The following is a 21340-nucleotide window of genomic DNA, read 5'->3' as shown; positions in this document are numbered from 1 at the left end:
GGATACTCCATGGACGCGCAACCCCCCGTCATGATCGAAGCCACGCAACTGGAAACGCTGGTGCGCGACATGTTCGCCGCCTCAGGCTGCAATGCGGAGGAGGCAGCAACCGTCGCCGGTCATCTGGTCGGTGCCAATCTGGCGGGGCATGACAGCCATGGGGTGGTTCGCGTCACCCGTTACCTGGACTGGCTGAAATCCGGATATCTTGTGTCCGGCCGGGAGTTGCAGACGGTGCTGGATGGCGGCGCCTTCGCATTGTTCGACGCGCAGTTCGGACTGGGCCAGCCCATGGCCAAGCGCGCCACCGAGCATGGCATTGCCCGTGCGCAGCAGCACGGCGCGGCGGTGGTGGCGCTACGCAACGCCGGTCATGTCGGCCGCATCGGCCATTATGCCGAGATGGCGATCGAGGCCGGGCTGATCTCGGTGCATTTTGTCAACGTCGCGGGATCGGTGCTGGTGGCACCCTTCGGCGGTGTCGAGCGGCGGCTCTCCACCGCGCCTTTCGCCGTGGGCGTACCCCTGCCGGAGCGGCCGGTGGTGCTGGATTTCGCCACCTCTCTGGTGGCGGAAGGCAAGGTGCTGGTTGCGTCCAATGGCGGCAAGGCCCTGCCCGATGGAGCGTTGATCGAGCCCGACGGCACGCTGTCGAGCGATCCGCACACCCTGTATGGCGACTACCCGCCGGTTGGGCTGCGCAGTGCGGGCGCGGGGTCGGGTGCCATCCGCGCCTTCGGCGACCACAAGGGTTCCGGCTTGGCCCTGATGTGCGAGCTGCTGGGCGGCGCCTTCACCGGCGGCGGCTGCGCCGGACCCATCGAGGAGCGGGCCCGCATCACCAACGGCATGCTGTCTATCTATCTTTCGCCGGCGCATTTCGGCACCGAGGCCGAGTTCCACCGCAGCGGCCGGGCCTATGCCGACTGGTTCGCCTCCAGCCGCCCTGCGGCGCCGGGGGGCGAGGTGCTGCTGCCGGGTGAGCCCGAGGCGCGTCACCGCGCGACCCGGCTGCGTGACGGCATCCCGTTGCAGCCCGATCTCTGGGTCGGCATGGTGCAGGCAGCCCAGTCGCTCGGCGTCACCGTCCCGACCGCCCGCTGAATGCCCCTTTCCCCAGCCGCCGCAGGGTTTCCGGTGGCCGGATCAGCCTATATCAAAAGGATGTATCAGCCTGCCGCCGATGATGCCGGAAAAGATCTTCCGGCACGTCCGTCCCCTCGCCAGCTCCGGGAGCCGGAACCCAGCCTTGACCCGCCGAGCGGAAATGCCCTGCTGCGCCGGTGCGGCTTTGTTGGGCTCTGCTTGGCTGTCGCGGCGCCGCTGTTGCTGCTGATGATCGGGGTTCTGGCGCCTGGCGGCTGGACCGGCTGGGAGGTAGCGATCCTGCTCTTCTGGCTGGGGACCCTGCCGTGGACCGCGCTTTGTGCCGCCAATGCGCTGATCGGCTTCGCTCTCCGCATGTCGCAACCCGGCCCTGCCGGAGGTGTTCCGGATCTGGCACCGTTGCCGGTCCCGCCGCGGGGAGCCACCGCCCTGACGCTGTGCCTGCGGCATGAGGACACGGCGCAAGCGTTGAGCCGGCTGGTGCCACTGCTGGATGGGCTGGAAGCCGCTGGCGCCGGGCACCGCTTCACCTTGTGGCTGCTGTCGGATTCGACCGAGCCGGGCGCTGTGATGCGGGAAGAGGCCGCGATCACGGCCTTCGCGACCCTGCGGGCGCAACGGCTGATCCCCGTGCGTTACCGTCGGCGGGTGGAGAATCTCGGCTTCAAGGCGGGCAACGTCATGGATTTCCTGGATCGCCATGCCGGTGGCCACGAGTTCTTTCTGTGCCTGGATGCCGATAGCGAGATGACCGCCGGGGCGGTGCTGCGGCTGGTGTCCGTGATGGAGGCCGATCCGAAGCTGGCCATTCTGCAGCCGCTGATCGCCGGCCGCCCGGCGGCCACCGCCTTCACCCGGCTGTTCCAGTTCGGCATGCGATCGGGGATGCGGATCTGGGGCACCGGGCAGGCCTGGTGGCAGCTGGATGACGGTCCGTACTGGGGCCACAACGCCCTGCTGCGGATCGAACCCTTTCGCACTCATGCGCGGCTGGAAGCCCTGCCCGATGGCAGCCACATCCTGTCCCACGACCAGCTGGAGGCGGTGCGGCTGCGGGCCGCAGGCTGGAAGGTGCGTTGCCAGCCGGATGACTCAGGCAGTCTGGAGGGCAATCCGCCCAGCCTGCCGGATTTCCTGCTGCGCGACCGTCGCTGGGGCGCCGGCAACATGCAGTACCTGCATCTGCTGCGCCTGCCAGGGCTGACCTGGATGGGGCGTTGGCAGCTGGCCCAGGCTGTTCTTCTGTTCGCCGCGGCGCCGCTCTGGCTGCTGTTGTTGCTGGCGGTGGTGATGAACGCCGCCACTGGCGGGGGGAGCACGACCCCTGCCGGCGCCTTGCTGGCGCTGCTACTCGGGAACTGGGTCGCGCTGCACGCGCCCAAGTTGCTGGGCTATGTCGAGTTGCTGCTGCGAACCGAGGGCGCCGCCTCCTATGGTGGACCGGGACGGGTGGTTCGGGGTGCACTGGCGGAAATCCTGTTCACCGCCCTGAACGATCCGCTGGTAATGGTGGACAAGGCTTTGTTTCTTCTGCGCCTGCCCTTTGGCCTACGGCCCGGCTGGTTGCCGCAGAACCGCGAATCCCGCGGAGTGCGCTGGGCGGATGCGGCCCGGCTGCTGTGGCCGCAGGCAGCGGTGGGCGCCGTCACCCTTGGCGGGCTGGCATTGGCCGGGGGAACCGCCTGGCTCTGGGGGCTGCCGGTCTGGCTGCCTTTGCTGCTGGGCATCCCCTTTGCGTGGGCAACCGCCGCGCCGGCGCCTTCCGCCTGGATGCGCCGGCGCGGGCTGTGCGTCATGCCGGAGGAACTGCCGCTGGAGGAGGAGCGGGTCGCCATGCCGCGCGCCGCCTGACGGCTAGCGGGCCTCGAAGCGATCCCAGCCGGAGGAGGCGGGGTAAGAGCCGGCCATTGGATGCCCGGCTTCCAGTGCAAGCGGCCCGTCCGTCAGCCCCTCGCCAATGTCCCGCGTCGCCAGCAGCACCGCAGGCAGACCCAGCAGCAGGATCACCGCCCAGGCGGCGAGGTCGGCGGGGGCAAGGCGGCGCATACGACGGAACTCCGATGGGGATAGCGTGAAAACCACGTTTCCCAGCCCCGAGTTGCCGATCCATCAGAAGCGGAGAAGCATCAGCCTCTCGTCGTGATACGCCTCGCCGATCTTCAGCGCGCGCGGCTCGCTGCCGAAGGAAGCGAAGCCGGCCTGCTCATAAAGCCGTTCTGCGGCTGCGTTGCCGGCAGTGACGGAAAGCCCCACTTCCTCCACCCGTTCCCGCGCATGGTTCAGCACGCTGCGCAGGAGGGCGGGGGCCAGGCTGCGGCCACGTGCCACCGGCCGCAGATAAACGCCCCAGAGCCGCGCCTTGTGCCGCGTCTTGGCGGCGCTGGGAAAGTGCAGGGCCATGATGCCGGCGAGGCTCGGCTCCTCCGGCACCCAGCCGCCGAACACCGCATTTTCCTTGAGGCGCATGGCGAAGAAGGCGAGCGATCGTGCCGCCTCGTCCTCCAGGCTGGCGCCAAAGGCTTCCGGATGGCGCTGCAACGCTTCCAGCCGGATAGCACGGAACTCCTCCGCATCCGCCTCCAGCAGGCGGCGGATGCGGAAGCCATCAATCGACATCGCTGCGGCGGGCCAGAACCTCCCGTTTGCCGACATGGTTGGCGGGCCCGACAATGCCTTCCTTCTCCATCTGCTCGATCAGCTTGGCGGCACGGTTGTAGCCGATGGACAGGTGCCGCTGGATAAAGGAGGTCGAGGCCTTGCCTTCCCGCGTCACCAGCGCGACCGCCTGGTCGAACAGGCCCTTCTCGCCATCCGACGCGCCGGCGATGCCGGACAGCCCGCTGTCGCCGCCCTCCTCCTCGTCCGATTCGGTGACTTCCTCGATATAGGCGGGCTCACCCTGCTCGCGCAGCCAGTCCACCACCTTCTCCACCTCGGCATCCGAGACAAAGGGGCCGTGCACGCGGCTGACGCGGCCACCGCCGGCCATGTGCAGCATGTCGCCCTGGCCGAGCAACTGCTCGGCGCCCATCTCGCCCAGGATCGTGCGGCTGTCGATCTTGGACGTGACCTGGAAGGAGATGCGGGTCGGGAAGTTGGCCTTGATGGTGCCGGTGATGACATCCACCGAGGGGCGCTGCGTCGCCATGATGACGTGGATGCCCGCGGCGCGCGCCATCTGCGCCAGGCGCTGCACGGCGGCCTCGATCTCCTTGCCCGCCACGATCATCAGGTCGGCCATCTCGTCGATGACCACGACGATCATGGGCAGCGGTTCCAGCGCCAGGGGCTGGTCCTCGAAGACCGGGCGGCCGGTTTCCGGATCGAAGCCGGTCTGAACGCGACGCGTCAGCACCTCGCCCCGCACGCTGGCGGCCTGGACCTTCTCGTTGTAGCCGCCGATGTTGCGGACGCCGAGCTGCGACATGGCGCGATAACGGCGCTCCATCTCGCGCACCGTCCATTTCAGCGCACCGATGGCCTTGGTCGGCTCGGTGACGACGGGGGCCAGGAGGTGCGGGATGCGGTCATAGACCGAAAGTTCCAGCATCTTCGGGTCGATCATGATGAAGCGGCACTCGTCCGGGCTGAATCGGTAGAGCAGCGACAGGATCATGGTGTTGATGCCGACCGACTTGCCCGAGCCGGTGGTACCGGCGATCAGCAGGTGCGGCATGCGGGCGAGGTCGGCGATCACCGGCGCGCCGCCGATGTCCTTGCCCAGCGCCAGCGGCAGCTTGCCGTTGTGCCGCGCCCAGTCCTCGGCCGTCATCATCTCGGAGAAGAACACCATCTCCCGCTTGTCATTCGGCAGCTCGATGCCGATGACGTTGCGCCCGGGAACGGTCGCGATGCGCACCGCGACCACGCTCATGGATCGGGCAATATCGTCGGCCAAGCCAATCACGCGGGAGGATTTGGTGCCCGGCGCCGGTTCCAGCTCGTACAGGGTGACGACGGGGCCGGGGCGGATCTCCACGATCCGGCCCCGCACGCCGTAATCCTCCAGCACCGTTTCCAGCTGGCGGGCGTTCTCCTGCAGGGCCTCGGCCGAAGGGCCGGCGGCCCGGCGGGCAGGGGCGGCGGTCAGCAGTTCCAGCGGCGGCAGCTGGAACTGCGACGGCTCCCGCGGCGGGGCCTGCTTGGCGGCGCGTGGGATCACCCGATCCAGCAGCCGGGCGGCCTGGCCGGCGCGTGAGGTTTCCTCCATCTGTGGCGGGCGGGCCGGGGGCGGCTCACGCCGTACCGGCGGGGCTGGGGGAAGGTCGAGGAAGTCATCCTCGTCCTCGGGGTCGTCCTTGCGTGCGGACCGCGGTTCTGCCGGGGCCGGTGCGGCCCCGGCATCCTTGGAGTCCGGAACGAAAGGCGCGGCCGCGCCACGTCGTACGGGGGCGGAAAGGCTCGGGGCACGGCGCTCGCGCCGATGCTCCGGGGCCTCGGCGGCGGCCTCGTCGGCGGCACGCAGCATCGCGGCGAGCTGGGGAGAGGGTGCCTCGCTGCGGCGGCCGAACAGCCCGCCCACCGCATCGCCCACCGCGCCTCCCACCGCGCGAAACGGAGCGGCCAGACGGGTGGCGACGCTGGGGCCGGCCTCGTCCTCAGGCAGATCCGGTTCTTCCCGCCAGCGATCATGCGGCGGCTGGGCTTCCTGCCGCCGGGACGCGAAGAGCTGCGACGTCATGGAGGCACCGCCCCGGGCGGCACCGCCCGCGACGCGTCCCGCCTGCCGCCATGCGACCAGGGGCACGGCCAGGGCGGCAAAGGACAGCGAGCCGGCGGCGGCAACGATCGCCACCTGTGAGATCACCGTGCCGAAAGGGCCCAGTGCGGCGGTGCCCAGACCTTCGATGGCGGTGGCGATCATGCGGCCAATGGCTCCCCCGGCACCGGTGGAGGCCGGCAGCCCGGCCGGCAGCGGCGCCAGAGCCATGGCGGCGCCCAGCATCGGCACCGCGGCCAGCACGGCAGCCAGCCGCCCGGCGAAGGGCGACAGGCCGCGATGCGTCGCCAGCCGCCAGGCCCAGCCCAGCAGTGCCCCCACCGGCAGCAGGGCCGCCCAACCGAAGGTTTGCAGCAGAAGGTCGGAGGCGATGGCGCCGGCCGGCCCGGCGAGGTTGGTCGGGGGCGCCGTTGTTGCGCTGTTCAGCGAGGGATCGGCCGGGTTGTGACTCGCCAGGGCGACCAGCAGGGCCAACCCGGCCAGGGCCAGCACCAAACCCAGAAGTTCCGCGCTGCGGCGACGCAGCATGGCCAGCACGGCCGGGGAGGCGAAGCGATGCGCCACCGAATCGCCCGCTGCCGGGCGGGAACGGGGTGCGGAAGCGGGGGATCGGCGATCAGCAAGGGCGCGCGGCATGAGCCTCAGTCATCTGTTCCTGAGCAATGCCGGCAAGCTAGCACGGCAAAGGTTTGGAACAGAAGGAAAGTTCCGCGTCCTGCGGGAGGCTGTCCGGGTTCAGCCCTTCCCAGGCAGGAAGCGGCTCGCGACCTGCCGGGCCGTGTTGCCGAGCACCGAGCGCAGTTCCGGCTCGCCGAACATGCTGCTCATGAAGGCCTGGGCCTGCTTCAGCGTGATGTGCGGCGGAAGGGGCGGCACGTTGGGGTCGGTGCGCACATCCAGCACCACGGGAATGTCGGAAGCCATGGCCTCGTCCCAGGCGGCGCCGAGCAACTCGGGGTCCTCCACGGCGATGCCGCGTAGCCCGGCGAGCTCCGCCATGCGGGCATAGGAGAATTCCGGAAGACTCTGCGAGCCCAGGAATTTCGGGTCCCCCCCCATCACCCGCTGCTCCCAGGTCACCTGGTTCAGGTCGCGATTGTTCAGCACAAGCACCACCAGCCTGGGGTTCTTCCAGTCGCGCCAATAGCGGCTGACGGTGATCAGCTCGTTCATGCCGTTCATCTGCATGGCGCCATCCCCGCAAATGGCGACCACGGGGCGATCGGGGAAAGCAAATTTGGCGGCGACGGCGTAGGGCATGCCGGAGCCCATGCTGGCCAGCCCGCCGGACAACGTCGCCTTCATGCCGAGCCGCAGCTTGATGTCGCGCGCATACCAGTTGGTGGAGGAGCCCGAATCAGCGGCAATTATCACGTCGTCCGGCAGGCGGCTGGACAGCTCCGTGAAGACGCGTTGCGGATTGATCGGCTCGGCGCTTGCCATGGCGCGCTTCTCCAGCAGGCGCCACCAATCTTCGGTCCATCCGCCGATCCGTTCGCGCCAGCGGCCCTGCTCCTTGGGCTTCAGCAGCGGCAGCAGCGCCCGCAGTGTCGCCGCCGCATCGCCGGCGAGGTTGACCTCCATCGGGTAGCGTAGCGAAAGCATGGCGGGATCGCGGTCGATCTGCACACCGCGCGCCGCGCCCTCCTTGGGCAGAAACTCGGAATAGGGAAAGCCGGATCCCACCATCAGCAGCGTGTCGCATTCCTGCATCAGCTTCCAGGAGGGCTCGGTGCCCAGCAGGCCGATGGAGCCCGTCACCCAGGGCAGGTCGTCGGGCACTGCGGCCTTGCCCAGCAGCGCCTTGGCGACGCCCGCCTGCAGCACGCCCGCCGTGGTCAGCACCTCCTCCGTCGCGCCCAGTGCGCCGGCACCCACCAGCATGGCCACCTTCTTGCCGGCGTTCAGGACCTCGGCCGCCTGCTGCAGGGTCTCGGCCTCCGGCACCACGCGCGGCTCGGCATAGCCGACGCCGCTATGGATGGTGCCGTGGAGATGCGGCGGGGTTTCCACCGCCTCCAACTCCTGGATGTCGTTGGGCAGGATGATGCAGGTGACCTCGCGCTTGCTGATGGCGATGCGCATGGCTCGGTCGATCAGGTGGCGGATCTGCTCGGGCACGCTGGCCTGCTGCACATAGGCGCAGACATCGTTGAACAGCGCGGAGAGATCGACCTCCTGCTGGTAATGCCCGCCCAGCGCCGCGCGCGCCTGCTGGCCGACCAGCGCCACCACCGGCATGTGGTCGGCCTTGGCGTCGTAGAGGCCGTTCAGCAGGTGGATGGCGCCCGGGCCGGACGTGGCGAGGCAGACGCCCACCTCGCCCGTGTACTTCGCATGGGCGCAGGCCATGAAGGCGGCCATCTCCTCATGGCGGGCCTGAACGAAATGCACCTGCTCCTTGGCCCGGTCCAGCGCGCCGATCAGCCCGTTGATGCCATCTCCCGGATAACCGTAGACGCGCTTCACCCCCCATTGCACCAGCCTCTCCCAGATGAAGTCGGCGACGGTCTTGGCCATGGGGGTCTTCCTTCCGTTGCTGGCGATGCCAACGCGGAAGGACGGCGCGATGTTGCCCTGCTGCCATGCCGTGACCGGCACGGCGTGGCGGCAGGGTCTTTATTCCGCCGGAGCCGGCTGGCCTTGGGCGCGGCTGAGCTGGATCCGCTGCTTGCGCTGCCCCAGCTGCTGGTCGGCAATGACGCCGAGCAGGATGACGCCCCCCATCACCGCGAAGTTCAGCGAGGAAGGGATGCCCAGAATGTTCACCAGGTTCTGCAGGATCTGCAGCAGCACGGTGCCCAGCACAATGCCGAGGATGCTGCCCTCGCCGCCGCGCAGCGAGCAGCCGCCGAGCACGGCGGCGGCGATGGCGTAGAGCTCGTAGAAGTTGCCGAAGGAGGAGGGCGAGACGGAGGAGGTGTAGAACACCAGCAGCACGCCGGACAACCCGGCCAGGGCGCCGCCCAGCAGGTAGGCGCCGGTGATCACCCGGTCGGTGTTGATGCCGGAATGGCGCGCCGCCTCCTCGTTCCGGCCGACGGCGTAGAGATAGCGGCCGAACACCGTCCGGTGCAGCACCACCGCCATGATGGCGGCAACGGCCAGCATGATGAGGAAGGGGTGCGGGATGCCGAAGGAGCGGCCGGAGGCCAGCCAGGTGATGGTGTCGATGTCGCCCGCATAGCCGAAGCCGCTGGTCGAATCCTCCGTGTAGTACCGGGCGATGCCGCGGTAGATCAGCAGCCCGCAGAGCGTCACGACGAAGGGCTGCAGCTTCATCCGCGTCACCAGCAGCCCGTGCAGCAGCCCGAGCCCGACGCCGACGCCGATCGTCGCCAGCACGGCGAGGGGCCAGAACAGTTCAAAGTTCACCAGCAGGTCGACCAGGATCACGCCGAGCAGCGCGAACATGGAGCCCACCGACAAGTCGATGCCGCCGGTGATGATGATCAGCCCCTGGCCGATGGCGAAGATGCCGAACAGGCCGATCAGGTTGGCCATGTTCAGCAGGTTGACGCCGGACAGGAACAGCGGGTTCAGCGCCGCCGTGATGCCGCCGATGACGATCAGCAGCAGGGCGAGCCCCAGTTCCTTCTTGCTCATGCGTGCTCCATCTCCTGCCCGGCATGGCCGATGGCCAGCCGCAGCACCGCCTGTTCGCTGAAGCCCGAGCGGTCCAGCCCGCCGCTGATGACGCCTTCATGCATGACGACGATGCGGTCGCTGACGCCCAGCACCTCCTCCATGTCCGAGGAGATCATGAGGATGGCCACGCCCCTGTCAGAAAGGGCGCGCATCAGCGCGTAGATCTCGCCCTTGGCACCGACATCGATGCCGCGAGTCGGTTCGTCGAACAGGATGACGCGGGGCGCCATGCTGAGCCACTTGCCCAGCACCACCTTCTGCTGGTTGCCGCCCGAAAGGGTGCCGGCCCGCACGAGGCAGTCGGGTGTCTTGATTCGCAGCGATTGCCGCTGCGCCTCGGCGGCGCGCCGTTCGCGCCCGCGGTCGATCAGCCCGGCACTGGTATAGTGGCCGGTGCTGGCGAGGGTGATGTTCTCGCAGATCGGCATGTCGAGCACGAGGCCGGCCTTCTTGCGATCCTCCGGCACGAGGTAGAGGCCGGCGGCCACAGCGTCGCCCGGGCTGCGAATAAGCAGGGGCTTGTCATCCAGCCGGACCTCGCCGGCCAGTGGCGGATCGATGCCGAACAGGGTGCGCGCCAGCGAAGTGCGCCCGGCACCCACAAGGCCGGCCAGGCCCAGGATCTCGCCCGGGCGGATATGCAGGTCGATGCTGCGGCCCGGAAAAGCGGAGGTGACCAGCCCGTTCACCCGCAATCCGCCATCGCGCGGCGGGGCCGCAGGGGGCGTGTAGAGCGCCCGCAACTCGCGGCCGATCATCAGCCGGATCATGGTGCCGTGCGCGATCTCCTCGCGCTTCAGCGCCCCAACCATGCGGCCGTCGCGCAGGCACACCACGCGGTCGGCGCAATCGACGATCTCACCCAGCCGGTGCGTGATGTAGATCAGGCCGACCCCGGAAGCGCGCAGCTCCTTGATGACGGTGAGCAGCCGCGCGGTTTCCGACAGCGTCAGGGACGAGGTCGGCTCGTCGAGGATGATGATGCGCGCCTCGGCCGCCAGGGCGCGGGCGATCTCAACAAGCTGCCGCTGCGCGATGGACAATTCGGCGACCGACGTGTCAGGCGTGAAGTCGGCGCCCAACCGCTCGAGAATCGGCTGAACCTTTGCCCGTGCCGTGCGGCGGTCCACCAGGCGCAGGAAGCCGCCCTTCAGTGGCTCCCGTCCGAACAGGACGTTGCCGGCGACGTCGAGGTTGTCGAACAGGTTCAGTTCCTGGTGGACGAAGGCGATGCCGGCGCGCGTCGCCTCCGTCACATCCCAGGTGGCGCGGTCCTGGCCATCGATGCGGATCCGCCCCTCGCTGGGTGCCACGACGCCCCCCAGCACCTTCATCAGCGTGGATTTCCCGGCGCCGTTCTCGCCGATCAGCCCCAGCACCTCACCCTTGTCGAGGTGCAGGCTGACGCCGTCCAGCGCGCGCACGCCGGGATAGCTCTTGCCGATCCCTTCCAGTTCCAGCAAGGGCGCCATGGATCAGGCCCCGCGCAACAGATCCCGCATCTGCTTCTGGAACTCCGCAACATTGGATTTGTCGATGATGCGGGTCGGGATGATGATCTGCTTGTTGGCGGGGATGAACGACTTGTCGTTGTTCAGCACCTTCACCATGCCGACCATGCTCTGGTAGCCGAATTCGTAGGGCTGCTGCACGACGGTGCTGTCGATGGTGCCGTCGGCGATGCCGCGCAGCGTCAGCGCGTCCTCGTCGAAGCCGACGATCTTGACCTTGCCCTCGCGCCCGGCGCCCTTCACCGCCTGGTAGATCTGCGGCGTGTTGTAGGCCCAGAGGCCGACCAGCAGGTTGATGTCGGCGTAACGCGCCAGCGTGTCCTCGACGTTCCGCTTGGCGCGGGCGATGTCGGATTCGTCGGTGCGGATGTCGACGATGTTGATCTCGCTGCCCTGCAGCTCCTCGCGGATGCCCTGCACGCGTTCGCGCGCATTGTCGGCATCCATGGTGCCGACGAAGAGCATCGCCTTGCCGCCATTCGGCAGGGACTTCTTCATCTGCTTGCCGGCCTCGCGCCCGGCGGCGACGTTGTCGGTGCCGATATAGACCATGCGGTTGCTGTTCGGCGCATCGCTGTCGCTGGTGAACAGGATGGACTGCGCCGCGACGCGGTTCAGCATCTCCGTCGAGTTGGCAGGGTTGATCGGCGAGATGGCAATGCCGGCGACGCGTCGGGCCAGCAGCTCATCGACGATGCGCCGCTGCTCGGCGGCGCTGGCCTGGCCGGGCACGATCATCTCCATGCTGAACTCGGGATGCTCGCGATTGGCCTTCTCGATGCCGCGCTTGCAGATGGTCCAGAAATCGGCGGAAACATTGACAACGAAGGCCAGGCTCTTCTTGTCCTGCGCACGGGCCTGGCCGGGCGCGGAAGCCAGAGCGAGAGCGGCCGGCACAGCCAGCAGGGAACGCCTGTGCATGACTTCGATCCTCCCGAAACGGGCCGCTTTGCGGGCCTCATCCTGATTTGTCGTGAAACGCTAGCAGAGGCGCTGCATCTTTGCGCGCACGAAGCTGTGAACCAAGATCTGCTCGGGGCCTGAAGTGTCAGGTCCAGCCGCCATCAACAACGAATTCCTGCGCGGAGCACATGGCGGAGGCGTTGGAGGCCAGGAACAGCGCCATGTCGGCGATGTGCTCCGGCCTGACTCGTCCTGCCAGGGCCTGGCCGGCATCGATCTCCTTCTCCGCCTCGGGCGTGACCCAGAGCTTCAGCTGCCGCTCGGTCATGACCCAGCCGGGAACCAGCGTGTTGACGCGGATGTTCTGCTTGCCGAAATCCCGCGCCAGGCCACGCGTCAGCCCCTGCATGGAAGCTTTGGCCATGGTGTAGGCGGGCATGCCACCCTGCCGCAATTTCCAGGAGACGGAGCCGAAATTGACGATGGAGCCGCCGCCCGCACGCTGCATCATCGGAATCACCGCCTGCGCGGCGAAGAAGACCGGCCGCATGTTCACGGCGATCCGGTCGTCCCAGTATTCCGGCGTAACCCGCTCGACCGCGTGGCGCTCGTCATGGGCGGCGTTGTTGAGCAGCACGGTGATGTCGCCGTGCTCAGCCGCAGCCTCGTCCACCGCTTCGCGCAGTGCCTCGATGTCGCGCAGGTCGCAATGCAGGAAGAGCGGCGTATGGCCGACGCGTTCGGCTTCCAGGCTCGCCACCAGCGCCTCGCTCTCGGCATCGGCGATGTCAACAAAGGCGACCTTGCTGCCCTGATGGGCGAAAGCGCGGGTCAGCGCCGCACCGATGCCGCTGCCGCCGCCGGTGATGAAGACGCTACGTCCCGCCAGATCCGGATAGGTGGCGTGTTTCCGCATGGATGCTTCCTTGCTTCCGTGGCGCCTCTTGCCGGGCGTCCGATGCCGAGGTTGGGCCGCAAATGCGCCCTTGGCAACGGGGATGCTACAACAGAAGCGCCGGCGCTTCGTCTTCCGCTTCCCGGAGCGGTGCCTCCAGCGCGGGCACGCCGCATCGCAGGAGGTACCGGGCCACCTCGTCCGCTTCCGCGGGCGGGCGCGTCGCATCTTCCCCATGGCCGGGAGGAACAAACAGAATGGTGTCGAATCGTGCCCGGGTCATGAGCACGCGGTAGGTGTTGCGGATGTGGCGCTGCGTGTCGGCACCATGTACGGTCTGCCACGAAGTGCCGGCGAAGCGTCGGGCCTGCCATTCTCCGGCTGAGCGAATGAAATCGCCACCCCAGGCCAGCCCCACATGGTCGAGCTCCAGGCCCTGGCAGGCATACTCCGTGGCACAGACTTCCAGCGCGTCCGAGGCTCGCACGTCGGGCCAGTGCCGCAGGAACCAGTTGACCACCTCCGCATCCGCGCCGTGCAGCTGCGCGCCCAGCCCCTCCGCGCGCAGGCGCTTGGCCTTCGCCGAGCAGACCAGCCCCGCACGACGCAAGCCGCGGGCGCGGCTCCGCAGCGCCTGACGCATCTGCCCGAGGTCGCGCGTCAACCGGAAGGGCAGCCCGCCCGCTACGGCAATGGCGCGCGCCTCCTCCGGCCGGTCAGTGAGAACGGCATCGACCCATTCGGCGCAGGCAGCGTGATGCACCGACCGGATCGGCAAGGTGAGGTCCAGCGCAGGGTGGATTGAGAGCCACGGCACCGGGCCATTGGCGAGACGTTGTGCCGCTTCACGCCCCTGCAGCACGCGCGGCGCTGCGGAGGCGGACCAGACACCGTTGCTGGCCGCGATTACGGCACCCCATTCCGCCAGTCCGGCCTCGCCTGTGTTGATTTCCTGCCCATTGCCGATCAGCGCAACGATAACCGACCAGCCCGGCACGCGCGCCATGATCTCCAGCATGTGGCCAGGTTCGGACAGGCTCAGCACGGAGCTGCGGCGCTGCGTGTCGCGTCCGGCCTGGTCGGCGTCCCACGCCCTCTGCGCCTCGTCAAAGACCACCACATGCTCGGCCGGTGCTTCAGCGAGGTGGCGGACGTGATGCTCCAGGAAGCGGTGCACATTCTGCAATACGGTGCGGGCCTCGCGCCTCGGCTGGCGGGGACCCCTGCCTTGGCGCTTCCTTGCATCCATCTCCAGCGCGCCGCGCAGCACGGCCACGAGCGGGGCATTGCCGGTCAGAAAGGCTGCGCCGGTGGCGGACTCGGTTCCGAAGGCGAGGTTGAGGCCGCACAGCGTCTTGCCGGCACCGGGCACCCCGGTGACAAAGACCACGCGCCGCTCTCCCCGGTCCCGTGCAGCCGCGATGGCGTCGCGGACGGCTTCCGTGGTGCGCGACAGGTCGATGGCACCAGCGCGGGCGGAAGCGATCGCTTCAACCCCATGCCGATCGAAAAGCCGTCTCGCCGCATCGATGATGGTGGGTACCGGCTTGTAGGGCGCGGCGCGCCAGGCTGGGGCATCCAGTGGCTGCAGCGGCGTCGGCAGTTCCGCCTGAATCTGCCGCAGCAGGGCGCCGAGACGGCGGGGATTGGTCTTCAGCACGGGTGTGACGCCGTGCAGGATCGGCCATTGGTTGGCCGGGTCCGGCGCATCGCTGCACAGCAGCAGCGGTATCACGGGATGCGCTCGGCTGGCCGCGTGAAAGTCGAAGAGGTCGAGCGCGTAATCCTCCGCCTGTGCCATGTCGGTCGGAGCGAAGCCGCACGCCCCATGCTTGTACTCGATGACGAAAATGGCGCGGTCGGTCAGGATGATGGCGTCGATCCGCTTCTCGAGGCGGAGCAGGTCGCATTCCAGCAGCACCGTCCAGCAGGCGCCGCCGGCCTGGTGCAGCGCTGCCTGCAACGCCGCGGCCAGCCCGCGCCAGCTTTCCCTTTGCGTGCGCTGCACCTCGGAGAACTGGCCGGCCTGGCAGTAGGCCAGGCGAGCCGCCCAATGTTCTGGCGGGGCAGCAAGCAAGTCCTGCCCTGACGCAGTCACCCATCCATCCATAATTCTATCGTAGGAGTTGCTTTTCCGTTTCGGAAATCCCTTTTCGGCCTGGCCAGGTAGCGAGGCCGATGCTGCTCAGCATCAGCACGAAGCCGAGCGCATGCAGCGGCCGGAAATATTCCCCCAGGAACACCACCGCGACCAGCGCGGCGGTGGCTGGCAGCAATGCGGTGAAGATGCCGGCAATACCTGCCGGCGCCCGGCGCAACCCCTGGTACCAAAGCAGCAGGCACAGCACCGAGGCCGTCAGGCTGTGGAACACCAGAAGCCCGGCGACCGACGGGGAACCGAGCGCTGCCGCCGAGTTCAGCACTGGCAGGCAGAAGGGCAGCAGCATCAGCGTGCTGAACAACTGCATCCAGAAGCTGGCGGTGATCACCGGCACACGGCCGGCGATGCGCTTGGCCAGCAGCACATAGCCCGCCTCGCCGCAGACGGCGAGGAAGACCAGGGCATTGCCCGCGAGGCTTCCCCCGGCACCGGCGGCCGTACCAGCCAGGGTGATGGCGGCCATGGCCAGTGCCGCCAGCGCCGCCGCGGCCCATTGCCGAGGCGGCAGCGTTTCCCGCAACCACAGCGCCGACCCGGCGGCAATCACGGCGGGCAGGGTAGCCAGCACCAGCCCGGCCTCCAGTGCGGTGGTGTGGCGCAGGCCCATCAGCAGCGCGGCGTTGTACAGCAGGGTGCCAACCAGCGCCTGCGCCGCGAGGTTCCGCAGCGCGGCGCCTTGCGGGCGCACTTTTCCTTCCAGTGTTCTGGCCAGCGGCCAGAGCACGGCGCAGGCCAGTGCGCAGCGCAGCCCCGCGATCATGGCGATCGGCAAGGCATCGGCCAGCAGCTTGGCCACCGCAACATTGGCGCCGACCAGGGCCATGGCGGAGCCGAGTTGGAAGTAAGCCAGCAGCATACGGGATCCGGACGGGAAAACGGGGTGCAGCATGGCCCGGCAAGCGGAAAAGGAAACCCCCTGGCCGGAGCGCCGGCGCACGGTCTGCCTGATTGCCGCACGGCAGCGCGAGGCCCGAAAACAGCCAGCAAGCGGAGACGGCTCCCCAGGACGGAACAGCAATGCCAACCTCGCCTCGTTCTCTCTGCGAGTCGCACCGCCATGCGCATCCTTCTGCTGAACGGCAACACCGATGCCGCCCTGACGGACCGCATGCTGTCCCTGGCGGAGGCAGCCCTGCCGCGCCTTGGCCTCGGGCATGTCTCGCTGGTGCCGGCGACGGCGCGGTTCGGGGCGCGCTACATCGCGAGCCGGGTGGCCGCCGCCATTGCCGGGCACGCGGTGCTGGAGCGGGTGTCGGAGCATGCCTCCTCCGTTGAGGCCATCGCCATCGCCTGCTTCGGCGACCCGGCGCTGGATGCGGCGCGTGAACTGGCGGGCATCCCCGTGGCCGGCATGGCGGATGCCAGCCTACAGGCGGCGCTGCCCCTGGCGCCGCGCGTGGCGCTGCTGACGGGCGGCGCGGCTTGGGTGCCGATGCTGGAGGAATTCATCGTCTCGCGCGGGGTGGCGCCGGAGCGGGTGCTGGTGCGTGCGGTCACGCCCACCGGCGACATGATCGCCCGCCATCCGGAGCGTGCGCTCGACATGCTGTCGATAGCGGCCTCCGAAGCGGTGGCCGATGGGGCCGGGGTTGTGGTTCTGGGCGGCGCCGGGCTGGCGGGGCTGGCGCCGCGCCTGGCGCCACGCCTTGCCGTCCCGGTGCTGGACAGCCTGGACTGCCTCCTGGTGATGGCGGCGCAGCCCCACGCGATTCCCTCCCCGCCGGCGCGCACACCCACCCTGGGGCTGGCTCCGGCCCTGGCCCAGCGGCTGGAGCCCTGATGGCCGGCGATCCTCGCGGGGGCAGCCCATTGCTGTTCGGTGTCTTGACCGCAGGGCGCGGCACCGGAACCATCGCGGGATGAACGACATCAGCCTCGATCCGGGCTCCGCCCCGTTTCACGAACTGCTCGGCATGCATCTGGTGGAATGGCGCGAGGGCTTCGCCCGCGTGGTCTGCGAGATCGGCGAGAAGCACATGAACCGCAGCAACATCGCGCATGGCGGGGTCGTGCTGTCCATGATCGACCAGGCGGCGGGATACTCCGGCCTTTGGTGCAGCGTGCCCGGCAACGTCCGCAAGGCCGTGACGATCGACCTCGATTGCCGCTTCACCGGACGGGTGACCCATGGTCGCATCGCGGCGGAGGCCAAGGTTTTGTCGCGCGGCCGCAATGTCTTCTTCGTTCGCACGGAGGTGTTCGACGCCGTCGGCACGCTGGTGGCCTTTGGCGCCTCCACCCATCGGTGGCGCGCGGGCAGCGAATCGGTGGAAGGCAGTCCGCCGGGGAAGGATTAAAGCCGCGCCATCTCCATCCGCTGCCAGCCGCAGAGCAATCGGCGTTCCGTCCGCGTGAAGGCATAAAGGTTGCCGCCGCCGCGGCCCGGCTGGTCGGCATCACGGCCGATCGGCCGGCGTGCCAGGTGGCACAACAGCAGGGCGCCCACCGCCCCATGCGCAACAATCGCGATGTCGCCATCGCCGATGGCCAGGGCTTCCTCGGTGGCGGCCAGCATCCGCGCCTGGGCATCGACGGCGCGTTCCCAGCCGCGGATGCTGACCTCGGGCTTGGCGAAGAAGGCATCTGCCACGCGCTCGAATTCGTCGGGCGGCAGAAATCCCGTGGCGGAGCGGTCATTCTCGCCCAGCCCCTCGACCACCCGCACCTCCAGGCCGAGATGCGCCGCCAGAACCCCGGCCGCATCGCGCGCCTTGCGCTCGGCGCTGCTGGCAATGTGGCGGAGGCCAGTGACCCAGGGCCGGTCCAGCACCGCGCGCATGCGGTTGAAGCCGGTGGGTGAAAGCGTCCAGTCCGGCACCGGAACCGCCGGGTCGATGGCCACCTCGGGGTGGGTGATCAGAATGGCGCGGCTCATCCGCGCGGCTTTTCACGCATGGTCAGCAGGATGGCCGCACCCAGGGCCAGGAAGCCCAGCACCGTGGCCATGCCGGCACGCTGGCTGCCTGTCGCTGCCGTCATGGCTGCCAGGGCGGCAGGGCCGAGAAAGCCGGTGATCCGTCCCGATAGCGCGAACAGCCCGAAATAGGCCGTGACTTCCGCAGGCGGCGCGAGCTGCGCCATGTAGCTTCGGCTGGCCGATTGTGCCGGACCCATGAACAGCCCGAGCGCCAGGGCGAGGCCCCAGAACCAGGCCTTGTCCTGCACCAGGATCAGCCCGGCGCCGAGGATGATGATGGCGCCGAGCGCCAGCAGGATGGTGCGCCGCGCGCCGAGGCGCCGGTCCTCCAGCAGCCCCGCCGCGGCGGCGCCCAGCCCGGCGGTGACGTTGAGCGCGATGCCGAACAGCAGGATTTCCTCGAATTCCATGCCGAAGGCGCCTGCGGCGTAGATGGCGCCGAAGGCGAAGAGCGTGTTCAGGCCGTCCGTGTAGAACAGCCGCGCCAGCAGGAAGCGGGCCATCACGGGGTTGCGGGGAAGGCCGACCACCACGCGGCGGATCTCGGCCAGCCCTTCGCGCACCGCCTGGCTCCAGCGCGGTCTGGGCGGCGGCGGATCCGGCAACGCCACCAGCACGGGCCAGCCGAACACGATCATCCAGGCCGCCACCAGAACGGCGGTGGCGCGGACATGCTCGGCCGCATCGCGGTCCAGCCCGAGGGGAGAGGGGTTTGGCTGTACCAGCAGGAACAGCGCCAGCAGCAGGCAGGCGAGGCCGCCGGCATAGCCCAGCCCCCAGGCCAGGCCGGAGATCCGGCCGAGCTTCTCCGGCGGCGCCACGCTGGGCAGCATGGCATTGTAGAAGACGGTGCCCAGTTCGAAGCCCACCGTGGCAATGCCGACGCAGGCCAGCACCCAGAGCGCCGAGGCCGGCTCGGGCGTCCCGAACCAGACCAGCCCGGTAGCGATGGAGGTGACCAGGGTGCAGAGCAGCAGCATGGCCCGTCGTCGCCCGCCCGCATCCGCCACCGCCCCCAGCACGGGGGAGAGCACGGCGATGGCGAGGCCGGCCACGGTCTGCATCACCCCCCATTGCGCCTGACCGGTGACCGGATCGGCCGCGACGCCCTGGGTGAAGTAGGCGGCGATGACAAAGGTGGAGACCACGGTGGGAAAGGCGCTGTTGGCCCAGTCATACAGCGCCCAGGCCCAGATCTTGCGGGTTGGCGCCGCCATCAGCCGCGTGCCAGCACCAGCCGCGCCAGCCTCTCGAACTCGGCCACCTGCAGGGTTTCGGCACGGCGGGTGCCGTCGAGCCCCGCCTGCTCCAGCAACGCCTCGGCTCCGCCGAGCGATTTCAGGCTGGAGCGCAGCATCTTGCGCCGCTGGCCGAAGGCGGCGGCGGTGACCCGCTCGAGCGACGACATCAGAGCCGGCTCGGGCGCTTGCTCATGCGGCACCAGATGGGCGATGGCCGACCACACCTTGGGCGGCGGTGAAAAGGCTCCGGGGGGCAGGCGCATGGCCATGCGGCATTGGCAGCGGAACTGCGACAGCACGGCCAGCCGTCCGTAATGCTCCGTGTCGGGGGCGGCGACGATGCGCTCGGCCACCTCCTGCTGGAACATCAGCGTCATGCTCTCGAACAGATGCGCCTGGCGAAGCCAGCCGATCAGCAGCGGCGTTCCGACATTGTAGGGCAGGTTGGCGACGATGCGGCGCGGCGCCGGCATCAGCGCCTCCGCGTCGACCCTCAGCGCGTCGCCCTCGACAATGGTGAGGCGTCCCGGCCGGGCAGCGGACAATTCCTCCAGCCCGGCGATGGCGCGACGGTCCAGTTCGACCGCCACGATGTGCTCGGCCGGGCTGTCCAGCAGGGCGCGTGTCAGCCCGCCGGGGCCGGGGCCGACCTCCAGCACCTGGCGCCCTTCCAGTGGGGACGCGATCTGCGCAATGCGGGCGCAGAGCGTGGCATCCAGCAGGAAATGCTGGCCAAGCGATTTGCGCGGCGCGAGGCCGTGTCGCGCGATGTGCTCGGCGAGCGGAGGAAGGGGGGCGCTCAGCTCCGCATCTCGATCTGGGCCCGGCGGCGCAGGTCGCGCTGCATCTGCCGCGAAGACAGTTCCAGCCGGTCGCGCAGAATGGTGACGCGGGCCTGATCGGGGGTCAGTTCGGCCAGGTTGCGCGTTTCCCGCGAGCAAACGGCGATCACCATGACGCCGTCAGGCGTGATCAAAGGCTCACTGGCCCGGTTGAGCTGCAGGCCGGCGACGATGTTGCGCAGCGCCGGCGGCTGCATGTTGTCGAGCCGCAGCGGCCCGCCCGGATCGGCGGGCCGGCCGGCGCCCTGGCCTGCGGCCTCCACAGCGGGGCAGGCGCGGCCCTGCAGCCCGCGGGCACGTTCCACCGCCTGTACCTGCTGCTGCGTCGGCGCCTGCGGGTCGAGTGGCGCGGAGAAGCCGAAAAAGGCCTGGCGCAGCGTCACCAGCGTCGCCATGTCACGCCCCATTTCCCGCCTTTGCCGCAGCGTGACGATCTGGAAGCCGCCAGGCACGCGGATGGGATTGGCAATGGCGCCGGGCGGCATGCGGCCGATCACGTCGGCAACACCCGGGTCCAGCTCGTCCACGCGCGTCCAGCCCATGTCGCCGCCCTGCAGCGCCGTCTGGCTCTGGCTGAACTGGGTGGCGGCGGCGGGGAAGGGCACGCCGCGCCGCAATTGCCCCACCACTTCATCGACGAAGCGCCGTACATCCGGCTCCGTCACCGGATCATCCACGGGGATAAAGATCTCGGACACCAGGTATTCGGGCTCGCCCGTGCGGGCATTGTGGGCGGCGATGTGCTCATCGATCTGCGCCTGGCTGACCTGGCCCTGCGCACCCAGCTGGGCGCGCACCAGCCGCGACCAGCCGATCTGGTTGCGGATCTGGTCGTAGAGCGCACTCGGCTGCACCCCGGAGGCGCGGAGCTGATTGGCCAGCCCCCCGGCCGGCAGGCCGTTGCGCCCTTCGATCTCGGCCACCGCGGCGGCAACATCGGCATCCGCCACGGGAATGCGGCGGCGCCGCACCTCCTGCATCCGCAGCCGCTCATCGACCAGCAGGCGCGTCACCTGCGGCCGCAGCCGCGCCAGCACCTCGGGATTGGGGCCCATCCCGGCATTCAACGCGAAGAGCCGGGCACGGTTGGTGACCTCGCTGGCGGTGACGATGTCACCATTCACCACGGCGAGGATGCGGTTGGTCTCGCCCGTTGCCGCATCAGCCGCCGGGGCGCGCCCCTGGGCCTGCGCCGGTGCGGGCAGGGCGAGCAGCGCCGGGAGTAGTGCGGCGGCGGCCAGCAGCCCGGGCCGCAGGCCGCGGGCGGCACCGGCACGGAAGGGGAGGGCGTGGCCTCGGGGCTGGTCGGGGGCGGTGGCACGTCGCATGGCGTTTGTCCTAGAGCAGATCGCGCCGGACCGGAACCGCCCGCGTCGGTTCCCGCCCGAGGTCGCC

The 21340-nt window shown here is 69.2% G+C and carries 18 protein-coding genes; 4 read left to right on the top strand and 14 right to left on the bottom strand.

Translation table 11 applies throughout. The annotated features are described in order from the left end of the window. Nucleotides 1-9 precede the first annotated feature (9 nt). Nucleotides 10-1104 (top strand): malate/lactate/ureidoglycolate dehydrogenase, encoded by a 1095-nt coding sequence (locus ACFOD4_RS18370; protein WP_379598738.1) that lies wholly within the window; start codon nucleotides 10-12, stop codon nucleotides 1102-1104. A 60-nt stretch (nucleotides 1105-1164) separates the two neighbouring features. Then, nucleotides 1165-2958 carry a glucans biosynthesis glucosyltransferase MdoH gene (gene mdoH, locus ACFOD4_RS18365; RefSeq protein WP_379598737.1) on the top strand — a complete coding sequence of 598 codons (1794 nt, stop codon included), beginning with the start codon at nucleotides 1165-1167 and terminating at the stop codon, nucleotides 2956-2958. A gap of 3 nt (nucleotides 2959-2961) precedes the next feature. Here mdoH and ACFOD4_RS18360 read toward each other — a convergent pair whose 3' ends face one another. From ACFOD4_RS18360 to ACFOD4_RS18315, 10 genes are all read right to left on the bottom strand, one after another. Further along, nucleotides 2962-3153, bottom strand: coding sequence for a hypothetical protein (locus ACFOD4_RS18360; protein WP_379598735.1), 192 nt, complete (start codon nucleotides 3151-3153; stop codon nucleotides 2962-2964). Between the two features lie 63 nt (nucleotides 3154-3216). Beyond that, entirely contained in the window at nucleotides 3217-3723 is a 507-nt protein-coding gene (locus tag ACFOD4_RS18355; RefSeq protein ID WP_379598733.1) for a GNAT family N-acetyltransferase, read from the bottom strand. Then, a complete protein-coding gene (locus ACFOD4_RS18350) occupies nucleotides 3713-6463 on the bottom strand; it encodes a DNA translocase FtsK (RefSeq protein ID WP_379598731.1) in 2751 nt (916 codons plus the stop codon). Before ACFOD4_RS18350 ends, ACFOD4_RS18355 begins: the two co-directional genes overlap by 11 nt. 99 nt (nucleotides 6464-6562) lie before the next feature. After that, complete coding sequence (locus ACFOD4_RS18345; protein WP_379598729.1) at nucleotides 6563-8347, bottom strand: thiamine pyrophosphate-requiring protein; 1785 nt, start codon at nucleotides 8345-8347, stop codon at nucleotides 6563-6565. Nucleotides 8348-8446: 99 nt separating this feature from the next. Continuing rightward, a complete protein-coding gene (locus tag ACFOD4_RS18340) occupies nucleotides 8447-9433 on the bottom strand; it encodes an ABC transporter permease (protein WP_379598727.1) in 987 nt (328 codons plus the stop codon). Next, nucleotides 9430-10947 carry a sugar ABC transporter ATP-binding protein gene (locus ACFOD4_RS18335; RefSeq protein ID WP_379598726.1) on the bottom strand — a complete coding sequence of 506 codons (1518 nt, stop codon included), beginning with the start codon at nucleotides 10945-10947 and terminating at the stop codon, nucleotides 9430-9432. Before ACFOD4_RS18335 ends, ACFOD4_RS18340 begins: the two co-directional genes overlap by 4 nt. A 3-nt stretch (nucleotides 10948-10950) precedes the next feature. Further along, nucleotides 10951-11907 (bottom strand): sugar-binding protein, encoded by a 957-nt coding sequence (locus ACFOD4_RS18330; protein WP_379598725.1) that lies wholly within the window; start codon nucleotides 11905-11907, stop codon nucleotides 10951-10953. A gap of 127 nt (nucleotides 11908-12034) precedes the next feature. Next, nucleotides 12035-12805 carry an SDR family NAD(P)-dependent oxidoreductase gene (locus ACFOD4_RS18325; RefSeq protein ID WP_379598723.1) on the bottom strand — a complete coding sequence of 257 codons (771 nt, stop codon included), beginning with the start codon at nucleotides 12803-12805 and terminating at the stop codon, nucleotides 12035-12037. Nucleotides 12806-12890: 85 nt separating this feature from the next. Next, entirely contained in the window at nucleotides 12891-14882 is a 1992-nt protein-coding gene (locus tag ACFOD4_RS18320) for a DNA/RNA helicase domain-containing protein (protein WP_379598722.1), read from the bottom strand. 16 nt (nucleotides 14883-14898) lie between these two features. Beyond that, a complete protein-coding gene (locus tag ACFOD4_RS18315) occupies nucleotides 14899-15801 on the bottom strand; it encodes a DMT family transporter (protein WP_379598720.1) in 903 nt (300 codons plus the stop codon). Nucleotides 15802-16002: 201 nt separating this feature from the next. On the opposite strand from ACFOD4_RS18315, the gene ACFOD4_RS18310 reads away from it, so the two are divergent. Then, nucleotides 16003-16725, top strand: coding sequence for an aspartate/glutamate racemase family protein (locus ACFOD4_RS18310; RefSeq protein WP_379598719.1), 723 nt, complete (start codon nucleotides 16003-16005; stop codon nucleotides 16723-16725). Between the two features lie 79 nt (nucleotides 16726-16804). Then, complete coding sequence (locus tag ACFOD4_RS18305; RefSeq protein ID WP_379598718.1) at nucleotides 16805-17242, top strand: PaaI family thioesterase; 438 nt, start codon at nucleotides 16805-16807, stop codon at nucleotides 17240-17242. Here the strand turns inward: ACFOD4_RS18305 and ACFOD4_RS18300 are convergent. From ACFOD4_RS18300 to ACFOD4_RS18285, 4 genes are read right to left on the bottom strand one after another with little or no spacing between them, the layout of a single operon-like run. Further along, the gene (locus ACFOD4_RS18300) at nucleotides 17239-17820 is read right to left on the bottom strand and encodes a histidine phosphatase family protein (protein ID WP_379598717.1); all 582 of its coding nucleotides are present in this window, start codon (nucleotides 17818-17820) and stop codon (nucleotides 17239-17241) included. The two genes, ACFOD4_RS18305 and ACFOD4_RS18300, sit on opposite strands and share 4 nt — an antisense overlap. Next, nucleotides 17817-19079 carry an MFS transporter gene (locus ACFOD4_RS18295; protein ID WP_379598716.1) on the bottom strand — a complete coding sequence of 421 codons (1263 nt, stop codon included), beginning with the start codon at nucleotides 19077-19079 and terminating at the stop codon, nucleotides 17817-17819. Before ACFOD4_RS18295 ends, ACFOD4_RS18300 begins: the two co-directional genes overlap by 4 nt. Further along, nucleotides 19079-19906: a 16S rRNA (adenine(1518)-N(6)/adenine(1519)-N(6))-dimethyltransferase RsmA gene (gene rsmA, locus ACFOD4_RS18290; protein WP_379598901.1), complete on the bottom strand. Its 828-nt coding sequence runs from the start codon at nucleotides 19904-19906 to the stop codon at nucleotides 19079-19081. Before rsmA ends, ACFOD4_RS18295 begins: the two co-directional genes overlap by 1 nt. Then, on the bottom strand, nucleotides 19903-21273 hold the full coding sequence (locus ACFOD4_RS18285) for a peptidylprolyl isomerase (protein WP_379598714.1): 1371 nt from the start codon (nucleotides 21271-21273) through the stop codon (nucleotides 19903-19905). The genes rsmA and ACFOD4_RS18285 overlap by 4 nt, the downstream gene beginning before the upstream one ends. Nucleotides 21274-21340: the final 67 nt, after the last annotated feature.

Origin of the sequence: Teichococcus globiformis (genome assembly GCF_042646265.1) — a bacterium.
Lineage (GTDB): Bacteria > Pseudomonadota > Alphaproteobacteria > Acetobacterales > Acetobacteraceae > Pseudoroseomonas > Pseudoroseomonas globiformis.
This window is presented reverse-complemented; position numbering and strand designations above follow the sequence as displayed.

Coding starts and splice junctions, on each gene's coding strand:
- ACFOD4_RS18370 (WP_379598738.1), top strand. CDS start 10: ATGGACGCGCAACCCCCCGTCATGATCGAAGCCACGCAACTGGAAACG.
- mdoH (WP_379598737.1), top strand. CDS start 1,165: ATGTATCAGCCTGCCGCCGATGATGCCGGAAAAGATCTTCCGGCACGT.
- ACFOD4_RS18360 (WP_379598735.1), bottom strand. CDS start 3,153: ATGCGCCGCCTTGCCCCCGCCGACCTCGCCGCCTGGGCGGTGATCCTG.
- ACFOD4_RS18355 (WP_379598733.1), bottom strand. CDS start 3,723: ATGTCGATTGATGGCTTCCGCATCCGCCGCCTGCTGGAGGCGGATGCG.
- ACFOD4_RS18350 (WP_379598731.1), bottom strand. CDS start 6,463: ATGCCGCGCGCCCTTGCTGATCGCCGATCCCCCGCTTCCGCACCCCGT.
- ACFOD4_RS18345 (WP_379598729.1), bottom strand. CDS start 8,347: ATGGCCAAGACCGTCGCCGACTTCATCTGGGAGAGGCTGGTGCAATGG.
- ACFOD4_RS18340 (WP_379598727.1), bottom strand. CDS start 9,433: ATGAGCAAGAAGGAACTGGGGCTCGCCCTGCTGCTGATCGTCATCGGC.
- ACFOD4_RS18335 (WP_379598726.1), bottom strand. CDS start 10,947: ATGGCGCCCTTGCTGGAACTGGAAGGGATCGGCAAGAGCTATCCCGGC.
- ACFOD4_RS18330 (WP_379598725.1), bottom strand. CDS start 11,907: ATGCACAGGCGTTCCCTGCTGGCTGTGCCGGCCGCTCTCGCTCTGGCT.
- ACFOD4_RS18325 (WP_379598723.1), bottom strand. CDS start 12,805: ATGCGGAAACACGCCACCTATCCGGATCTGGCGGGACGTAGCGTCTTC.
- ACFOD4_RS18315 (WP_379598720.1), bottom strand. CDS start 15,801: ATGCTGCTGGCTTACTTCCAACTCGGCTCCGCCATGGCCCTGGTCGGC.
- ACFOD4_RS18310 (WP_379598719.1), top strand. CDS start 16,003: ATGCGCATCCTTCTGCTGAACGGCAACACCGATGCCGCCCTGACGGAC.
- ACFOD4_RS18305 (WP_379598718.1), top strand. CDS start 16,805: ATGAACGACATCAGCCTCGATCCGGGCTCCGCCCCGTTTCACGAACTG.
- ACFOD4_RS18300 (WP_379598717.1), bottom strand. CDS start 17,820: ATGAGCCGCGCCATTCTGATCACCCACCCCGAGGTGGCCATCGACCCG.
- ACFOD4_RS18295 (WP_379598716.1), bottom strand. CDS start 19,079: ATGGCGGCGCCAACCCGCAAGATCTGGGCCTGGGCGCTGTATGACTGG.
- ACFOD4_RS18285 (WP_379598714.1), bottom strand. CDS start 21,273: ATGCGACGTGCCACCGCCCCCGACCAGCCCCGAGGCCACGCCCTCCCC.